Annotated in this window: 11 protein-coding genes; 4 read left to right on the plus strand and 7 right to left on the minus strand. The window is 73.2% G+C overall.

Going from position 1 to position 16,869, the window contains the following annotated elements:
- Positions 1-17: 17 nt before the first annotated feature.
- Positions 18-995 (plus strand): DUF6882 domain-containing protein, encoded by a 978-nt coding sequence (locus tag ABRQ22_RS03625; RefSeq protein ID WP_353708617.1) that lies wholly within the window; start codon positions 18-20, stop codon positions 993-995.
- Between the two features lie 97 nt (positions 996-1,092).
- Here ABRQ22_RS03625 and ABRQ22_RS03630 read toward each other — a convergent pair whose 3' ends face one another.
- The 5 genes from ABRQ22_RS03630 to ABRQ22_RS03650 all read right to left on the minus strand — a co-directional run bounded on the left by ABRQ22_RS03630 (position 1,093) and on the right by ABRQ22_RS03650 (position 9,567).
- Positions 1,093-1,698 (minus strand): ATP-dependent Clp protease proteolytic subunit, encoded by a 606-nt coding sequence (locus tag ABRQ22_RS03630; protein ID WP_087469679.1) that lies wholly within the window; start codon positions 1,696-1,698, stop codon positions 1,093-1,095.
- Positions 1,698-2,369, minus strand: coding sequence for an ATP-dependent Clp protease proteolytic subunit (locus ABRQ22_RS03635; protein ID WP_353708618.1), 672 nt, complete (start codon positions 2,367-2,369; stop codon positions 1,698-1,700). Before ABRQ22_RS03635 ends, ABRQ22_RS03630 begins: the two co-directional genes overlap by 1 nt.
- Positions 2,370-2,462: 93 nt before the next feature.
- Positions 2,463-8,483 carry an Ig-like domain-containing protein gene (locus tag ABRQ22_RS03640; RefSeq protein ID WP_353708619.1) on the minus strand — a complete coding sequence of 2,007 codons (6,021 nt, stop codon included), beginning with the start codon at positions 8,481-8,483 and terminating at the stop codon, positions 2,463-2,465.
- Positions 8,484-8,707: 224 nt separating this feature from the next.
- On the minus strand, positions 8,708-8,956 hold the full coding sequence (locus ABRQ22_RS03645; protein ID WP_353708620.1) for a hypothetical protein: 249 nt from the start codon (positions 8,954-8,956) through the stop codon (positions 8,708-8,710).
- Complete coding sequence (locus ABRQ22_RS03650; RefSeq protein ID WP_353708621.1) at positions 8,953-9,567, minus strand: helix-turn-helix domain-containing protein; 615 nt, start codon at positions 9,565-9,567, stop codon at positions 8,953-8,955. The genes ABRQ22_RS03645 and ABRQ22_RS03650 overlap by 4 nt, the downstream gene beginning before the upstream one ends.
- Before the next feature lie 122 nt (positions 9,568-9,689).
- On the opposite strand from ABRQ22_RS03650, the gene ABRQ22_RS03655 reads away from it, so the two are divergent.
- Positions 9,690-10,535 carry an oxygenase MpaB family protein gene (locus ABRQ22_RS03655; RefSeq protein WP_353708622.1) on the plus strand — a complete coding sequence of 282 codons (846 nt, stop codon included), beginning with the start codon at positions 9,690-9,692 and terminating at the stop codon, positions 10,533-10,535.
- Between the two features lie 49 nt (positions 10,536-10,584).
- Here the strand turns inward: ABRQ22_RS03655 and ABRQ22_RS03660 are convergent, their stop codons facing one another.
- Entirely contained in the window at positions 10,585-11,124 is a 540-nt protein-coding gene (locus ABRQ22_RS03660) for a MarR family transcriptional regulator (protein ID WP_253052991.1), read from the minus strand.
- A 104-nt stretch (positions 11,125-11,228) separates the two neighbouring features.
- Here ABRQ22_RS03660 and ABRQ22_RS03665 point away from each other — a divergent pair, with 104 nt between their 5' ends.
- Positions 11,229-12,461, plus strand: a complete 1,233-nt coding sequence (locus ABRQ22_RS03665) for an MFS transporter (protein WP_353708623.1) — start codon at positions 11,229-11,231, stop codon at positions 12,459-12,461.
- 48 nt (positions 12,462-12,509) lie between these two features.
- Here the strand turns inward: ABRQ22_RS03665 and ABRQ22_RS03670 are convergent, their stop codons facing one another.
- A complete protein-coding gene (locus ABRQ22_RS03670; RefSeq protein WP_353708624.1) occupies positions 12,510-13,004 on the minus strand; it encodes a MarR family transcriptional regulator in 495 nt (164 codons plus the stop codon).
- Between the two features lie 113 nt (positions 13,005-13,117).
- Here ABRQ22_RS03670 and ABRQ22_RS03675 point away from each other — a divergent pair, with 113 nt between their 5' ends.
- Positions 13,118-16,312 carry an efflux RND transporter permease subunit gene (locus tag ABRQ22_RS03675; protein WP_353708625.1) on the plus strand — a complete coding sequence of 1,065 codons (3,195 nt, stop codon included), beginning with the start codon at positions 13,118-13,120 and terminating at the stop codon, positions 16,310-16,312.
- Positions 16,313-16,869: the final 557 nt, after the last annotated feature.

Consider the following 16,869-nt stretch of genomic DNA (forward strand, 5'->3'; position numbering starts at 1 on the left):
GCCGCTACCGTCGAGGGATGACGGAGCCGCAGACCGCGCACGGCACGGCAGAGCAGACCGCCCCGGCCCTCCAGGAGCTCGTCGACGACGCCGCGTTCCTCTCGCACGAGCACCAGCTCCACCTCGTCGACCGCCACGGCGACGACGCGTGGGGCGCCGAGATGGCCACGGGGACGTTCACCTTCACCGCACCGGACGGCGGGACGACGACGTGCCGGCTCCAGTTCCTCGGCACGGCCGCGCCCGGCCCCGGGAGCTGGATGTGGGCGTGGAACAACGTCAACGACTTCCCGGACGACGTGCTGCGCGCCGCCGAGAAGACCCGCGAGACCGGCCTGCGCGAGGCGACCGAGGCGGAGCTGCCGCTCACCGACGACCTCCCGTACCGCCTCGCGCTCGCGGCGAAGGCCGTCACCGGGACCTGGACCCACTACAGCGCACCCGTCGGCGGCGGGACGCGCGCCTGGTTCCTCCTCGACGCCGACGATCTCGCGCTGCCCGCGCCGAGCGTGCCGCGCGTCGTGCGGGTGCTGAGCGAAGGCCTGCTGTCCGTGACGGTCGTCGACCACCGGCGCGCCGTCGCGTCCTACGCCGTCGCTCGCGGGCTCCGGACGGCGCAGGGCGACGGCGCGGTCGAGCTCGCCCTGCCCGACGGGAGCGTGACCGTCCGGTTCGACGAGCGCGGCCGCATCGCCGGCATCGCGGCGACGGGGCGCGCGGTGTCCGCGCCGGCGCACGATCCCGAGCCGGGAGCAGCGGATCCGGACGCCCACGCGCCCGGCGCGGACACCGCCGTCGACCCTGACGTGGACTCCGCGGACGTGCCCGACGCGGACACCGCCGACGTGCCCGACGCGGACACCGCCGATGTCCCCGACCCGGACGCTGCCGAGGTGCCGGAACCCGGAGAGCCCGCGTCGACGGAGGAACCGGGCCTGGCGGCCGAGCCCGCGCAGGAGCCGCGTCGACGCTCCTGGTTCCGGCGACGCGGGTAGGCCCCGTGCGGCAGCGCACCGCGAGTGCTGCGTCTGCGGCCGAGAGATGCGTCCCGGGACGCGTCCGTCGACCGCGGACGCAGCGCTCGACCCGGGTTCAGGCCGCCGCGGCGAGCTTGCGCGACGTGACGACGGCGTCCGCGACGCCGTACTCGACGGCCTGGCGCGCCGTGAGCACGAGGTCACGGTCGGTGTCCGCGCGCAGGCGCTCGACGGTCTGCCCCGTGTGACGCGACAGGACCTCCTCCGTCTCGGACCGGATCCGCAGGATCTCCTCGGCCTGGATCGACAGGTCGGAGATCGTGCCCTCGCCGCCGCCCGAGGGCTGGTGCAGCAGCACGCGCGAGTGCTCGAGCACGAACCGCTTGCCCGGCGTCCCCGCCGCCAGCAGCACGGCCGCGGCCGAGGCCGCCTGGCCCATGCAGATGGTCGACACGTCGCAGCGGACGAACTGCATCGTGTCGTAGATCGCCATGAGCGCGGTCGCGGAGCCGCCGGGGGAGTTGATGTACAGGCCGATCTCCTGGTCCGGGGCGTCCGACTCCAGGTGCAGGAGCTGCGCCATGACGACGTTCGCGACGCCGTCGTCGATCTCCGTGCCGAGGAAGACGATGCGCTCCGACAGGAGGCGGGAGAAGACGTCGAACGCGCGCTCCCCGAGCGGGGTCTTCTCGACGACGGTCGGGATCGTGTAGCTCGCCATCACAGTCCCACCTTCCGGGCCGCGCGGGCGGGACGGACGTCGTCGACGGACTCGACGATCCGGTCGACCATGCCGTAGTCGAGCGCCTGCTGCGCCGTGAACCAGCGGTCGCGGTCGGAGTCGTCCGCGATGGTCTCGACGCTCTGGCCGGTGCTCTCCGCGGTCAGCCGGTGCATGAGCCCCTTGGTGTACACGAGGTTCTCGGCCTGGATCGCGATGTCGACGGCGGTGCCGCCGATGCCCGCCGACGGCTGGTGCATCATGATGCGCGCGTGCGGCAGCGCGAACCGCTTGCCCGGCGTCCCCGCGCACAGCAGGAACTGCCCCATGCTCGCGGCGAAGCCCATCGCGACGGTCGAGACGTCGTTGGGGATGAGCCGCATCGTGTCGTAGATCGCCAGCCCGGCGCTCACCGAGCCGCCGGGGGAGTTGATGTACAGCGCGACGTCCGCGCGCGGGTCCTCCGCCGAGAGCAGGAGGAGCTGCGCGCACAGACGGTTCGCGACGGCGTCGTCCACGGCCGAGCCGAGGACGACGATGCGCTGGTGCAGCAGGCGCGTCGTGAGCTGGTCGTCGAAGGACGACGACGCCGGGGCGGCGGCCTCCGCGTGCGGTCTCCGGGCTTCGCCCAGCGGGTTACCGGTCTGGTGGTGGGTCGGGTGCGTGGTCATGCGACCAGCGTGCGCCCCGGCGCGGATCGGAGGAGCGACGATCTGCCGTGGGCTCATCTGCCGACGGCAGATCGTCGCGTCCTCGACCGTGAATCACCAGATCGGCCACGACCGGCGTTCGACGGTGATCCCGTTGGCGGGCGAGATGCTCACCCAGACCTGCGCGGTGCGCTGCGTGCCGTACGGGTTGCCGAGGACACAGGGCAGGTCGACGTAGCTGCCGGCATTGAGCTGGCGCGTGTAGCTGTTGCCGGAGACGCTGTTGCCGTCCCAGAAGCACTCGAACGTGTAGGAGCCCGACGGGAAGTCCGCGTTGGCCTGCACGCGGAACTGGGTGCACATGGACCCGACGCAGCCCGACACGTCGGAACGTGGCCCGCGGACCACCCACGCCCGCGGGTCCGGGGGCGGCGGCGGGGCGTCGGTCTGGATCCGCTTCTTCGCGCTCCAGTCGCCGCACCCCGCGGCGTTGCACGCCCGCGCGTCGAGGTAGACGTCCTGCGAGTATCCGCTGATCGCGACGCTCGTCGTGGTGCCGGTCTTGTTCTGGGTCCCGGTGAGCCGCCACTCGTACCGCGAGATGGTGTTGCCGCCGTTGGAGGACGGGGCGGTGATGGTGAACGTTCCCGCGGTGCCGCTCGACTTCGTCGCGGTGACGCCTGGCACGCCAGGCTTCTGGTAGGCGTTGATGGATGCCGACGCGGGGCTGGACGTCGAGGTGCCGCCGTTGTTCGTCGCGACGACCGTGAACGTGTACGACCCGGGTGCGAGGTCGGTGAAGTCGACCGAGGTCCCGCTGACCTGCTTGGTCGTCCCACCAGGAGTGGCCTTGACCGTGTACGACGTGATCGGGCTGCCGTTGGCGTCGGCGGCTCCCCACGAGACGCGCGGGATGCCGCTGTCCTGCGAGGACGACCCGACGTTCTGCACGGTGGGCTTCGGCGGCGCCTCGGGACGGCCGTACGGCACGACCGCGGCGGACTGCGGGCTCTCCGCCGTCACGCCCGCCTTGTTCTCGGCCGTCACGGTGAACGTGTAGGACGACTCGTTGTCGAGCCCGGTCGCCTTGTGGCTCGTCCCCGTGAGAGAGGTCGGCGCGCCGTCGCGCGCGCCGTTCTTGTAGCGCTGCAGGCTGTACGCCTTGATCGCGTCGCCGTTCTCGAACGGCGGCTCCCACGACACGTCGATGGACCCGCCGTTGAGCGGGGAGTCGGAGGCGCGCGTCGCGCTGGGCGTCTTCGGGACGTCGGGCAGACCCGCCGGGATCTCCTCGGCGGAGTAGTCGCCCCACTCCGAGGGGTCGGGGGCGAGGTTCACGGCCTGCACGCGCACCCGGTACGCGACGCCGTTCTTCAGCCCGGTCCAGACGGTCTGGTTCCCGGTGAGGGACTGCATCTGGATGGCGCCGCTCGGCGGTGCCGGGGAGATCTCCAGGTTGACGGTCTCGATGGGCGAGCGGTCGGTGTAGGTCTTGTTGGTCCAGGTGACGGTCAGGGACTGGTCGCCGAACTCGAGGGTGGGCGCGGCGGGCGGGTCGGGCTTCTCGTCGGGGCGGGCCTCGGCCGAGGGCGGGGACGCGGGTCCGTCGCCGACGGCGTTGGTCGCGTACACGGTGAAGGTGTACTTGACGTTGTTGGTGAGGCCGTCGAGGGTGCAGGTCGTGGTGCCGCAGGCCTTCTCGTAGCCGTTCTGGGAGCGCACGGTGTAGCCGGTGATCTCGGCGCCGTTGTTGTTCGGCGGGTCCCAGGACAGCACGACCGTCTTGGACCGCACCTCCTCGACCTGCGGGGTCGCAGGAGCTTCGGGCTTGCCGAGCACCTTGACCTGGACGCGGCCCTCGACCAGGCGGTCGGCGTCCTTGGTCGCGTCCTGGACGCGGTACGTGACGACCATGATGCCGACGTAGTTCTCGGCCGGGGTGATCGTGACGTCGTTCCCGGCGTAGGAGACGTCGCCCTGGCCCGTCTCGACACCGGCACCCACGATCTCCAGGGGCGTGTCGGGGAAGGGGTTGGCGTCGTTGGCGAGGACGTTCACCGTGGTGGCCTTGCCCTGGTGGGCGTCGTCGACGGTGTCCTGGTTGGCCCGGGCGAGGGGTCGGGTGGAGGCCACGACGGTGAGGGTCGCGGTGCCCTCGACCGGGGGGTGCTCGCCGTCGGTGACGGTGATCGGGACCTGCACGACCGAACCCTTGGGCACGTCCGGGGACGCCTGGGCGTGCAGCGTGCTGCCCTCGACCGTCACGGTGACGCCCTGGGCCTGGCCGGTGGCCTTGAAGGTCAAGGAGTCGCCGTCGGGGTCGGTCGCGAAGCGTGCGAGGTCGATCGAGGCCTCCTCGCCCGCCGCGACGTCGAGCGTCGGGGTGGAGAGCTCGGGCGGCAGGTTCTCCGGCGGGACCACGCTGATCGGCAGCGTGAGCAGCGCGGTGTGGCCCTCGGGGTCGTCGGGGCCGGAGCCGTCGGTCACCTCGAAGGTGACGGCGGCCGGCCCGACGTACTCGGCATTCGACGTGTAGACGATCTCGGTGGTCGAGGGCACCTCGCGGGTCCCCTCGAGCGCGGTGACCTTCTCCTCGGTCGTCAGGCGCGGGGTCTTGCCCTCGACGACGAGCACGTAGTCCGTGATGTCGATCGGCAGCGGCTCGCCGCTGACGACCTCCAGAGGCGTGATGCCCGGACGCAGGGTCGGTGCCTGGTCCGTCATCCCCGGCACCTTGACGAAGGCCTTGGCGGTGAGGCCGTCGATGTCGGTGGCGGTGTAGGTGATGACCTGGCGGTTCTCGGTGAGGGTGACGACGAGCTCGCCGGTGTCGGTGACGGTGGCGGTGGTCGCGTCGGTGGTGACGGTGAGCTCGGTCGCGGCGCCGTCGGGGTCGGCGTCGTTGTCCAGGACGGGGACGGTGACCTCGGTCTTGCCGAGGATGTCCTCGACGGGCACGGTGTCGTCGCGGGCGACGGGGGGCAGCAGGGGCGCGTCGGCGGCGACGTTGACGGTGACGGCGCCGGTGGCGCGGGCGCCGTAGGTGTCCTGGACCTGGTAGTAGAACGTGTAGGCGCCGTCGGCGTCGGGGGAGGTCAGGACGATGCGGTCGGTCACGACCTCGGCGTCCAGGTCGTGGGTGTCCTCGATGGCGCCGGGGACCAGGCCGACCTGGTCGCCGTCGGGGTCGGTGTCGTTGGCCAGGGCCGCGACCGAGACCGTGCGCCCCGGGCGCACCGTGATCTCGTCGTCCACCGCCACGGGAGGCTGGTTGGTCTCGGCGGGCCGGGCGATGCCGACCTGGACCGTCCCGACGGCGGTGGCCCCGCGGGCGTCGAGCACGGAGTAGGTGAACGTGTCGTGCCCGGTGGCGTTCTTCGACGCCGCGTACTCGATCAGTCCGTCCACGACCCGGGCGGTGCCCTTGGCGGCGGGGGTCGCGATGCCGGTGACCTGGACGGAGTCGCCGTCGGGGTCGATCCCGTCCAGGGGGACCGCGATGCGCACGCTGGACCCGGACAGCACGCGGGCGTCGATCTCGCGGGGCTGCGGGGGTGCGTTGTCCTCGCCGTCGCGGATGCGGATCGTGACCTGGGCGGAGTCCTCCTGCCCGTTGACGTCGCGCACCCGGTAGATCGCGTACGCGGTCCCGGCCTCGGGGCCGGCCTTGAACCGTAGCGTGTCCTCCGAGACGAACGCCTCGCCCAGGGCGGGGTCCACGTCCTGCTCGAGCTCGGGCTGCAGGAACAGCTCCAGCCCGTCGGGGTGGGTGTCGTTCTTCAGCACCGGGATCGTCACCACGTCCCCGGCGTGCACCGTGACCTCGTCCGCCGCCGCCTGCGGCGGCTGCAACCGCGTCGGCGCCGGCACGGGGATCACGCGTACCTGGCCGGTCGCCGTCTCGGTCCCGTTGGAGGCCGTGTACTCCACGGTCACGGGCGTGTCCAGGCGCCGGATCTCGGTCACCCGGAGCATCTGGTGCGCCAGGATCGCGACCGACACCCCGGCGTCGGCCGGGACGCGCACGGACTGCACGACGAGGACGCCGCCGGCGGGGTCGGTGTCGTTGGCCAGCACGTCCACGAGGGTGCTGCCGCCCGCCGGGAGCAGGGCGGTGTCGGTCACCACGATCGGGGCGCCCTCGGCCTCCGACGGCGGCAGCACGTCCACCCGCACCAGACCCGTCGTCGCGTTCGGACCATCGGTGACCTGGTACGTCAGGTCGTACGACCGCGGCTCCATCGACACGAACGTGAACGTGCCCGCGTCATAGTTCGGCGTGATCTCCGCGGGCGCGGACTCCGACACCGACGCCAGGCGCAACTCGTCACCGTTCGGATCGGTGTCGTTGCGCAACGGCTCCACCGTCACCGGCTGACCCGCCGGCACCACCACGTGATCGTTCACCGCCACCGGCGGCTGCGGGCCCGGCACCACGTCCACCAGCAGCTTGCCCTCGAAGGACATCTCACCGTCGGAGACGAGCAGGGTCACGATCTTGCGGCCCGTCGAGCCGCCGCCGTCGCGGAACTCGACCGTGCCGTCCGGGCGCGAGCGCACGTCGTCCCCGGCCACGGTCGCCGCGGCCGACGCCAGGTACAGGTCGTCCCCGTCCGGGTCCTTGAAGTACGGCAGGACCTTGATCGTGGCCCGACCACCCTGGGCCACCCGCAGCACCGGGTCGCCCGTCTGCTCCGGCGGCGCGTTCTCCCCCCACGGGGAGACCTTGAGCGTGACGCCGGCCTCGGCCACGCCCCCGCGACCGTCCGCGACCGAGTACCGGAACGTGCCCGTCCCCTGCGCGTCCTCGGGCACGACCGCCTGCAGCGCCGCACCGCCCATGATCGCCTGCACCGTCGCGTTGGCCGGGGAGTCCCCCGCCAGCGACGCCGTCATCACGTCCCCGTCCGGGTCCACGTCGTTGCCCAGCACCGGCAGGATCGTCGTGCGACCCGGACGCACCCCGAAGCTGTCGTCCTGCGGCTGCGGCGGCTTGTTCGGCTGCGACCGGTCCGCGATGAACTGGTCCACCTGCTCCGGGTTCGTCAGCTCCGCGTCGGACTCCTCACCCTCGGCCTCCTCCGGCATCTGCACGTCCCAGTCGTCGACCTTCTGGTACTCGTCCGCCGCCATCCACAACGTCCCCGCCGACAGGTCGTTCAGCACGATCACGCGCCGGTTCACCCGGTACTCGAGGCGGGTCTGGGGGTCCAGGCCCTCGAGGCGCTCGTCGACGTCCCGACCCGTGCCGTCGCAGTCGCGGATGACCTGACCCGTCGAGGCCCACGCCCCGTACGTGCAGGCACCGAGCTGGACGGGTGCCGCCGGCACGCCCTGCGCGGCACGCCGCTGCGCGTCCCCGCCCTTCAGCGGCTGGGAGACGAGGGCGTCCGTCGTGGCGACCACGACCACGTCCGAGGACTGCGACGGCTGCTGCAGGCGCGCGTCCCCGCCCCCCTCGATCGCCACGCTCTTCCCGCCGGGCAGGATCAGGTGGGACGCGGACCGGTCGAGCACCACGGGCTTGTCACCGACCGCGGTCACCTCGACCTCCGCGCCCTTGCTCACCGGCAGGGGCGCGGAGGAGGCCTCACCGTCCACCGTGCCCTTGGACGTCGTCGCCACCGTCCACAGCGTCCCCGTCGACGGGATCGCCGCGAACACCGTCCCGTCCTGCGACACGGTCAGCGCGCCGTCACCGCCGACCTCGGCCACGGGGTCCAGCTTCTCCGCGTCGAACGACGTCGCCCCGTCGAACGGCAGCACCCACAGCAGACCCTCCTCGCCGTCGAGGATCGCCGTCGTCGCGCCACCGGAGACCACCTGCGCCCCCGCCGGCAGACGAACCTGTCCGTCCAGCTTGAGGTGCGCGACGTTCACGGGGGACGCGGAGCTCGTCCCGGAGTCGTCCAGCAGCACCCGGCCCGCGTCCTGCTGCACGTCGAACGACGCGCTGCCCGCGTTCAGCGTCCCGTCCATCGCCTGCGACTCGTAGTTGAACCGACCCAGCAGCCCGGCCGACGACTTCGTCACCCACACGCCCGAGTCGTTCAGGTCCACGTCCGCCGTGGCCTCGCCCTCGTAGAACAGCGCCATCCCGACCAGCGCCGTCGAGAACACCGACACGGTGCTCACCGACGCGACGGTCCGACGATGCTCGCGGATGCTCGAGAGAAGGCCCACCAATGCTCCCTAAGTACGTGGTCGGGGCGCACGAGACCGCGTCGTCCTGTCGAGCCGGGTGGCGAGAGAGGGGGAGACGCGCGTCTGTGCCCACAGAACGCCCCGTCGAGGGTAACCGAGCGGTCGGGGTCGCCGACATGGTGACCACTCCCCATGCGGGTGGAATCTCCGGGTGTTCAGGGCAGAAGGGACGCTCGCGACAGCGCCGCACGGTCGAGCGTGTGCTCCGCGGCGGCGTGGAGCGGGTCGGACGAGCGGGTCGACGTGGTCCCCGGGGCGACGGCGAGCCGGTCGCGTCGCGCCTGTGCGCGCGCCGCGGCGCGGCGGCGCCCGAGGTCGCTCAGCGCCGAGCCGACGACGACGAGCAGACGGTCGGCGCCGCGCGGCTCGGCGGTGCGGGGCAGGGTGGGGGAGTACGCGCTCATGAGGGGTTCTCCTTGCCGTCGATCGTGGGGAAGACGTTGAAGTGGATCTGCACGGGGCGCGCGCCCGGCGCCTGCTCCTGGCCCTCGAACCGGTGGAGTGTCGCGTCGAGCGCGTCCCAGGCGTCCGCGACCTCGTTCATCTGGTCAGCGGTGAGCCACATGCTGGCGGTCGTGAGGCGCGTCCCGTCGAGCCAGCGGGTCGGGAGCTCGGAGGAGCGTTCCAGGAACGCCTGGATCTTGCGGGCGCGCGCGTTCTCGAACTCCCGGCTCACCATCGCGGTGGCGAGCGTGGTCGCCGTGTCCTCGGTCTCGTCGGGCGTGCTCACGGTGAAGCCGCCCGGCGGCCGTTCCCACCACCGCTCCCGCGCCGTGCCGCGGCCGGCCACCTCGCGGACGAAGCCGTGCCGGGCGAGCTGGCGCAGGTGGTAGCTCGTCGAGCCGCTGGACTCGCCGACGAGGTCGGCGAGGCGGCTCGCGGTGAGCGCGCCATGGGTGGAGAGCAGGTCGAGGATCTGCACCCGCAGCGGATGCGCGAGCGCCTTGAGCTGCGCCGGACCGAGCGCCGGGTGGCGCTCGGCGCTCGGGGGTGTGGTGTCGCCGTCGGTGCTCATGGCACGAGAGTAGCCACGCAAAGACACCTTTGCAAGAGGTTCTTTGCAACGAGTTCTTGGGACGCGTTGCGAGGCGAGGCGCGAGGGGGCGAGGGGCGGCGCGAGGTGCGAGCATCGGTCGCATGGCCCACGTGGTGGAGCGGGTGCGCGGGGCGACGGAGCGCGCGATCTTCCTCCGGGTCGCGGGCCCGGACGCGACCGCCACGAGGGCGCGCATCCACGAGACGCCGGGTCCGCGCTGGTTCGACCGGGGCTCGCCGGTCCAGCGCGTGCACGGCGACGCGTCGATGTTCGTCGGAGGGCTGCGCGCCCTGCTCCTCCAGAGCCTGCACCCGCTGGCCATGGCGGGCGTCGCCGCGCACTCGGGTTACCGGGGCGACCCCTGGGGGCGCCTCCAGCGCACGTCGACCTTCATCGCCGTGACGACGTTCGGCACCGCCGACGACGCCGAGCGCGCGGTCGCAGCGGTCCGCGCGGTCCACGAGCGCGTCCGGGGCCGGGCGCCCGACGGCCGCCGCTACCGGGCGAGCGACCCCGACCTGCTGCGGTGGGTCCACGTCGCGGAGACCCAGAGCTTCCTCGTCGCGCACCAGTCGTTCGGTCGACGCCCGCTCGACGCGCAGGGGTGCGACGAGTACGTCGCCCAGGCCGCCGTCGTCGGGCGCGCGCTGGGGGTCGTGGACGCGCCCCTGACCCGTCGGGAGCTGGACGCGGCGGTCGAGGAGTACCGGCCGGCGCTCTCGTTCACGCCGTCCGCGCTCGACGCCGCGCGGTTCCTGCTCGTCGAGCCCCCGCTCCCGTGGCCGGTGCGACCGGCCTACGCCGGGCTGGCCGTCGCCGCGCGCGAGTCGCTGCCCGCGTGGGCCCGCGCCGGGATGCCGCGGGTGCGCGGCCTGCCGGCGTGGTGGGCGCGGCCCGCCGGCGCCACGGTCACGCGGCTGATCCGCTGGGCGCTCCCTGCGTCGTGAGGTCGCGGCGCCGTGAGGTCGCGCCCTCCGTGCGGGCTCACGGCGGTGGTCACGGCGTGTCGCGCCGCCGGCGGTAGGCGTCGAGGTCGCCGTTGAGGCGGCCCAGCAGCTCGGCGAGCAGCGCGCGGTCCAGGCGGGACCAGTCGCCCAGCACGTCGGCGTACAGCTCCGTCCGCGCGACCCGGTGCGCGGCGAGCTCGTCGAGGCCCTCGCTCGTCGGCTCGACGACGACCGCGCGGCCGTCACGGGGGTCGCGCGCGCGGCGGACGTGACCGGCCCGTTCGAGCGCGACGACCTGGCGGGTGACTGTCGACGCGTCGAGGCCGAGGCGCTCCGCGAGCGCGTTCACGTGCAGGGGGCCGTGCGTCCCGAGCGTGTGGAGGAGGAGGTAGCCGGAGCGGTCGAGCGTCCCGCCGCGGCGCGAGGTGCCCGGCGTCCCCGACGCGCGGGTGCGCTCGGCGCGCCGCAGGAGCTGCGCGACCTCGAGCTCGATCGCGCCGAGCACGTCGTGCGCGGTCGCGTCGTCGCGCGCCGACGCCCCGCCGGACGACGCACCGGCTCCGTGATCGTTTCCCTCGGCAACCGTCATAGGTGTATTCTACAGATACTTACCTGTCAGATACAGATAAAGGCTGCCGCCGAGTCCCCTCGGGCCGAGCGGCACTCTCCCGCCGACCAGGAAGTACGAACGCAGTGGCCTCCACGCGCAACGAACCGAACCGCACCGCCATCTACGCGACCGCTCTCACGGCGTTCTTCGCGATCGCCGGCATCGCGGTCGTCGACCCGATCCTGCCCGTCATCGGGGAGGAGATCGGGGCGTCGACCTGGCAGATCGAGCTCCTCTTCACGGCCTACATCGCCGTGATGGCGCTCGGCATGATCCCTGCCGTCATGGCCACGGGTCGGTTCGGCTACAAGAAGATCCTCGCGACCGGCGTGAGCCTCGTCGCCGTGGCCGCGGTGCTCGCGGCCCTGAGCACGAGCATCGGCCAGCTCGCCGCGCTGCGCGGGCTGTGGGGCCTCGGCAACGCGATGTTCTTCGCGACCGCGATGGTCCTGCTCGTCTCGCTCGCCAACGACCGCGAGTGGGTCGTCGAGCTCTTCGAGACGTGCGTCGGGCTCGGCTTCGCCGTCGGCCCGCTGCTCGGCGGCCTGCTGGGCGGCATCTCGTGGCGGGTCCCGTTCTTCGTCTGCGGCGTCTTCATGCTCGTCGCGCTGCTCGTGTCCGTGACGCGCCTCCAGGACCCGGCCGAGAAGCCCGCGCCCCTGCGGCTCGGCCAGGTGTTCCGCCTCTTCCGCAAGCCCGGCTTCCTCGCGCTCGCCGCGGTCACCGCCGCGTACAACTTCTGCTTCTTCATCGTGCTCGGGTACACGCCCGTCTTCCTCGGGCTCGACGTCGTGCCGCTGGGCCTCGTCTTCACCGCGTGGGGCGTGGGGCTCGCGGTCGGGATCCTCGTCGTCGGGCACCGCCTCGCCCACCGCGTGGGCGCGGTCCAGACGCTCGGCGTCGCGATCGTGGGCGTGCTGGTCGCGCTGGTCCTGCTGGCGCTCGACCTCGGGACGGCGTGGTCCGTCGTCGTGCTCGTGGGGGCGGGCGTCTTCATGGGCATCGCGAACGCGAACCTGACCGACCTGTCGCTCGCGCTCGGCGACCCGGACCGGCGCGTGACGACGGGCGCGTTCAACCTCGTGCGCTGGGGCTTCGCCGCGCCCGCGCCGGTCATCGCGGGCCTGCTGCACCCGGTCTCCGCGACGGCCCCGTTCTGGCTGGGCGCGGGGATCCTGGTGCTCGGCGTCGTCGTGTTCGTGGCGTTCGGCCACCGGATGGCGGGGGAGCTCGGCGAGCGCGTGCTGTGGTCGCGCTGGAACCGCCGCGCGCGTGCCGTCGAGGGGACGCCCGAGGAGGCGCTCGGCGAGGTCTGAGCACCGACGACGACGAGGCGGGAGTCCCGGGCCTGCGGCTCGGGTCCCTCAGTCCTCCGGGGCGGTCGAGGTGTCGGTCGGGGTGTCCGCGGCCGACGTCTCCGCGACCTGGGTGAGGGCCTCGATCCCGACCGTGAGCGCGCGCAGGTCCGCGACGTCGAGCCGGGCGAGCAGGTCCGTGAGCGGCTCGTCCTCCTGCGCGGCGATGCGCCGCACGGCCGCGGCGCCGCGCGGCGTCGCGGCGACCAGCCGCACCCGACCGTCCTGCGGGTCGGGACGGCGCGCGGCCATCCCCGCCGCCTCCAGCCGGTCCACGATCCCCGAGAGCGTCGCCGGGGAGATGCCGAGCACCTCCGCGAGCCGGTGCGAGCTCGTCTCGCCGTCGAGCTGGAGGACCGCGAGCGCGCGCAGCTGGGGGACCGTGAGGGTCGTGCGCAGCAAGGGCTCGAGCCGTTGGGCGAGGAGCAGCTCGGCGAGGCGGCGCTGCGCGTCCTCGAGGCGCCGCGCCAGCGCCGCGCGCTCGTCGTCGGCGGGGTGGGTCACGGCGCAGACTCTATCGGTGGGAGCGGGAACCATCCCGAGATGCTTCGCGTTACGCTAACGAAATCGCGACGCCGACGTCGTCTCCCACCCGACCTGGAACCCTTGGAGGCTCCGTGTCCCGTCTCGCCCGGCTGGCGCTGGCCAACCGCGCGCTCGTCGCGCTCGCCACGGTCGCGATCGCGATCTTCGGCGTCATCAGCATGGGGTCGCTCAAGCAGGAGCTCATCCCGAGCCTGCAGATCCCGACCGCCGCCGTCGTCGGCGTCTACCCGGGCTCGGCCCCGGCGATCGTCGAGCAGCAGGTGACCGTCCCCGTCGAGACGGCGGCGCGCGCCGTCAAGGGCGTGGAGGACGTCACATCGACGTCGTCGACCGGCATGTCCGTGACGACGGTGCAGTTCGCCTACGGCACGGACATGGACGCCGCGGCCTCCCAGCTCCAGACGGCGATCACGCGCCTGCAGTCCCAGCTCCCCGAGGACGTCGAGCCCCAGGTCGTCACGGGGTCGGTGGACGACCTGCCCGTGATCCAGCTCGCCGTGTCCGGCGGAGCCGACGACGCGGCGCTGGCCGACACCGTCTCGTCGAGCGTCGTCCCGGCGCTCGAGGACGTCGAGGGCGTGCGCAGCGTCGCGGTGAGCGGCATCGCCGACCAGCAGGTGACGGTCGACCTCGACCCGGCCGCGCTCGCCGCCGCCGGGCTCAGCCCGGCGCAGGTCTCCACGATCCTCCAGGACAACGGGGTCGTGATCCCCGCCGGGACCGTCGCCGAGGGCGACCGGACCCTCAGCGTGCAGGTCGGCACCGCCGTCACGACCGTCGACGAGCTCGCCGCGCTGCCGCTCGTGTCCCCGACCGCGGCGCCCGGCACCGCGCCCGTCGCGCTCGGCGACGTCGCGACCGTGACCGCGGGCCCCGAGCCCGCGACGTCGTACTCGCGCCTCGACGGCGAGAACGCGCTCGCGGTCGCGATCACCAAGACGCCCGCGGGCAACACGGTCGAGGTGTCGCACGCCGTCCAGGAGGCGATCGACGACCTCTCCGGCGTGCTCGACGCGCAGGACGTGCGGGTCGACGTCGTGTTCGACCAGGCGCCGTTCATCGAGGAGTCCATCGAGGGCCTCGCGACGGAGGGCCTGCTCGGCCTCCTGTTCGCCGTCGTCGTGATCCTGCTGTTCCTCGCCTCGCTGCGCTCGACGCTCGTCTCGGCGGTGTCGATCCCGCTGTCGCTGTTCGTGACGTTCATCGTCATGAACGCCACGGGCTACACGCTGAACATCCTCACGCTCGGCGCCATGACGGTCGCGATCGGCCGCGTGGTCGACGACTCGATCGTCGTCATCGAGAACATCAAGCGGCACCTGTCGTACGGCGAGGAGAAGGTGGGCGCCATCATCGGCGCCGTCAAGGAGGTCGCGGGCGCGATCACCGCCTCGACCGTGGCGACCGTCGCCGTCTTCCTGCCCATCGCGCTCGTGGGCGGCATGGTCGGCGAGCTCTTCCGGCCCTTCGCGCTCACCGTCGCCATCGCGATGCTCGCGTCGCTCTTCGTGGCGCTGACGATCGTCCCGGTCCTCGCGTACTGGTTCATCACGTCCCCGCCCGTCCCGGCGGACCCGGAGGCCGCGCGCCTCGCGGGCGAGCGGGCGCGCGCCGCGGCGGAGGCCAAGGAGCGCCGCGGTCTGTGGCAGCGCGGGTACGTCCCGACGCTGCGGGCGGCGCTGCGCCACCCGGCGATCACGCTCGGCGTGTCCGTCGCGATCCTCGCCGGGACGCTCGCGCTCGTGCCGCGCCTGGAGACCAACTTCCTCGGCGACACCGGCCAGGACACGCTCACCGTCACCGAGTCGTTCGCGCCCGGCACGTCGCTCGAGGCGCAGGACGCCGCCGCGCGCGACGTGGAGCAGGCGCTCATGGGCGTCGACGGCGTCGCGACCGTGCAGACGACGGTCGGCACAGCGGGCGGCCCCGAGGCCGCGTTCTTCGGCGGCGGGGGCTCCCCGACGGCGACGTTCGCCGTCACGCTCGACCCGGACGCCGACGCCGTCGCCGCCCAGGAGGACGTGCGCGACGCCGTCGCCGGTCTGGGCGGAGACGCGAGCGAGGGCATCGAGGTCGCCGGTGCGGACGCCGCGTTCGGCAGCTCGACGGTCGACCTCGTCGTGCGCGCCCCCGACACCGAGACCCTCACGGCTGCCGCAGCCGACGTTCAGCAGCTCGCCGAGGACGCCGACGGCGCCGCGCAGGTGACCAACAACCTCGCCTCCGCGCAGTCCACGGTCCAGGTGACCGTCGACCGCGACGCCGCGGCCGCCGTCGGGCTCACCGAGACCCAGGTCGCCGGGACGGTCGCGGGGACGATGTCTCCCGCGCCGATCGGCACCGTGAACCTCGGCGACGGTCCGGTCCAGGTCCGCGTCCTCGCGGGCGAGGCCCCGGCGACGGTCGCGGAGCTGGAGCAGGTCGTGCTGCCCACCGCGGCAGGACCCGTCCCGCTCACGCAGGTCGCCGAGGTCGCGGAGGTCGAGGTCCCCACCTCGATCACCCGGGTCGACGGCGAGCGCAGCGCGACGATCTCCGTCACGCCCGCCGGCCAGGACCTCGGCGCGCTCACCGCCGAGCTCACGACCGCGATCGACAGCCTCGACCTGGAGGGCGGGGCGACCGTCGAGATCGGTGGCGTCGCGTCCGACCAGGCCGACGCGTTCGCCGACCTCGGGCTCGCGCTGCTCGTCGCGATCCTCATCGTCTACCTCGTCATGGTCGCGACGTTCCGCAGCCTCCTGCAGCCGTTCATCCTGCTCGTGTCGATCCCGTTCGCCGCGACGGGCGCGCTGCTCCTGCTGCTCGCCACCGCGACGCCGCTCGGCGTGCCGGCCCTCATCGGCCTGCTCATGCTCGTCGGCATCGTGGTGTCCAACGCGATCGTGCTCATCGACCTCATCAACCAGTACCGCGAGCGCGGCCGGTCGCTCGACGACGCCGTCATGGAGGGGGCGCGCAAGCGCCTGCGTCCGATCGTCATGACGGCTGCGGCGACGATCTTCGCGCTCACCCCGATGGCGATCGGCATCACCGGCGGCGGGGCGTTCATCTCCCAGCCCCTCGCGCTCGTCGTCATCGGCGGCCTGCTGAGCTCGACGCTGCTGACCCTGGTCGTCGTCCCGGTGCTCTACACGCTCGCCGAGCGCCGCGGCGAGAAGCGCGCGGCGAAGAAGGCCGCCAAGCAGGAGGCCGCTGCCCAGGCCGAGGCCGACAAGGCCGAGCAGTCCGAGAAGGCCGCCGCCCAGCCCGTTGCGGAGGCGTAGCCCGCCGAGGTAGAGCCCTGGTCTACCGAGGTAGAGGTTAGGTCGGGTTTCAGGCGCGCGGGGTCGGGTCCGCGGTGGGGGTGGGCTCGGTGCTCAGGGCTGCGGCGCCGTCACCCTGGACTGTCGGGCGTGGGTCTTTGGAGCGCCGCTCTGACGCCCCTTCGCATCCGAGCCCACCCCCACCGCTCGGCCGTCGCCGCACCCTGGCCCGAGCTCGCCCGAGCCAGCTCGCCGACGTAGACCCGTGGTCCGCCGAGGTAGGCCCGTGGTCCGCCGAGGTGGGCCCGTGGTCCGCCGAGGTGGGCCCGTGGTCCGCCGAGGTGGGCCCGTGGTCCGCCGAGGTAGAGGCCTGGTTCGACGACGTCCGCTCGCACTGCGTTGCAGCGTCGCCGTCGGCCGTCGGCCGACGGCCGACGGCCAGATCGCCTGGGAGACGCCGGTTGGCGGCCCTCGGTCGAACCGACACCGCGGGCGGTCGCCCGAGGTGGCCCAAGACCAGGGCGAGACGACGCCGGGCGGGGTGGGTGGTGGTGCCGCGTCGTGGTCGGGCCTGGCGG

Origin of the sequence: Cellulosimicrobium sp. ES-005 (assembly GCF_040448685.1) — a bacterium.
GTDB lineage: Bacteria > Actinomycetota > Actinomycetes > Actinomycetales > Cellulomonadaceae > Cellulosimicrobium > Cellulosimicrobium cellulans_G.

What these genes read in the sequence shown, in the direction of transcription:
- ABRQ22_RS03645 (WP_353708620.1), bottom strand. Translation starts at nt 8,956, where the DNA reads ATGAGCGCGTACTCCCCCACCCTGCCCCGCACCGCCGAGCCGCGCGGC.
- ABRQ22_RS03635 (WP_353708618.1), bottom strand. Translation starts at nt 2,369, where the DNA reads ATGACCACGCACCCGACCCACCACCAGACCGGTAACCCGCTGGGCGAA.
- ABRQ22_RS03630 (WP_087469679.1), bottom strand. Translation starts at nt 1,698, where the DNA reads ATGGCGAGCTACACGATCCCGACCGTCGTCGAGAAGACCCCGCTCGGG.
- ABRQ22_RS03625 (WP_353708617.1), top strand. Translation starts at nt 18, where the DNA reads ATGACGGAGCCGCAGACCGCGCACGGCACGGCAGAGCAGACCGCCCCG.
- ABRQ22_RS03660 (WP_253052991.1), bottom strand. Translation starts at nt 11,124, where the DNA reads ATGACGGTTGCCGAGGGAAACGATCACGGAGCCGGTGCGTCGTCCGGC.
- ABRQ22_RS03650 (WP_353708621.1), bottom strand. Translation starts at nt 9,567, where the DNA reads ATGAGCACCGACGGCGACACCACACCCCCGAGCGCCGAGCGCCACCCG.
- ABRQ22_RS03655 (WP_353708622.1), top strand. Translation starts at nt 9,690, where the DNA reads ATGGCCCACGTGGTGGAGCGGGTGCGCGGGGCGACGGAGCGCGCGATC.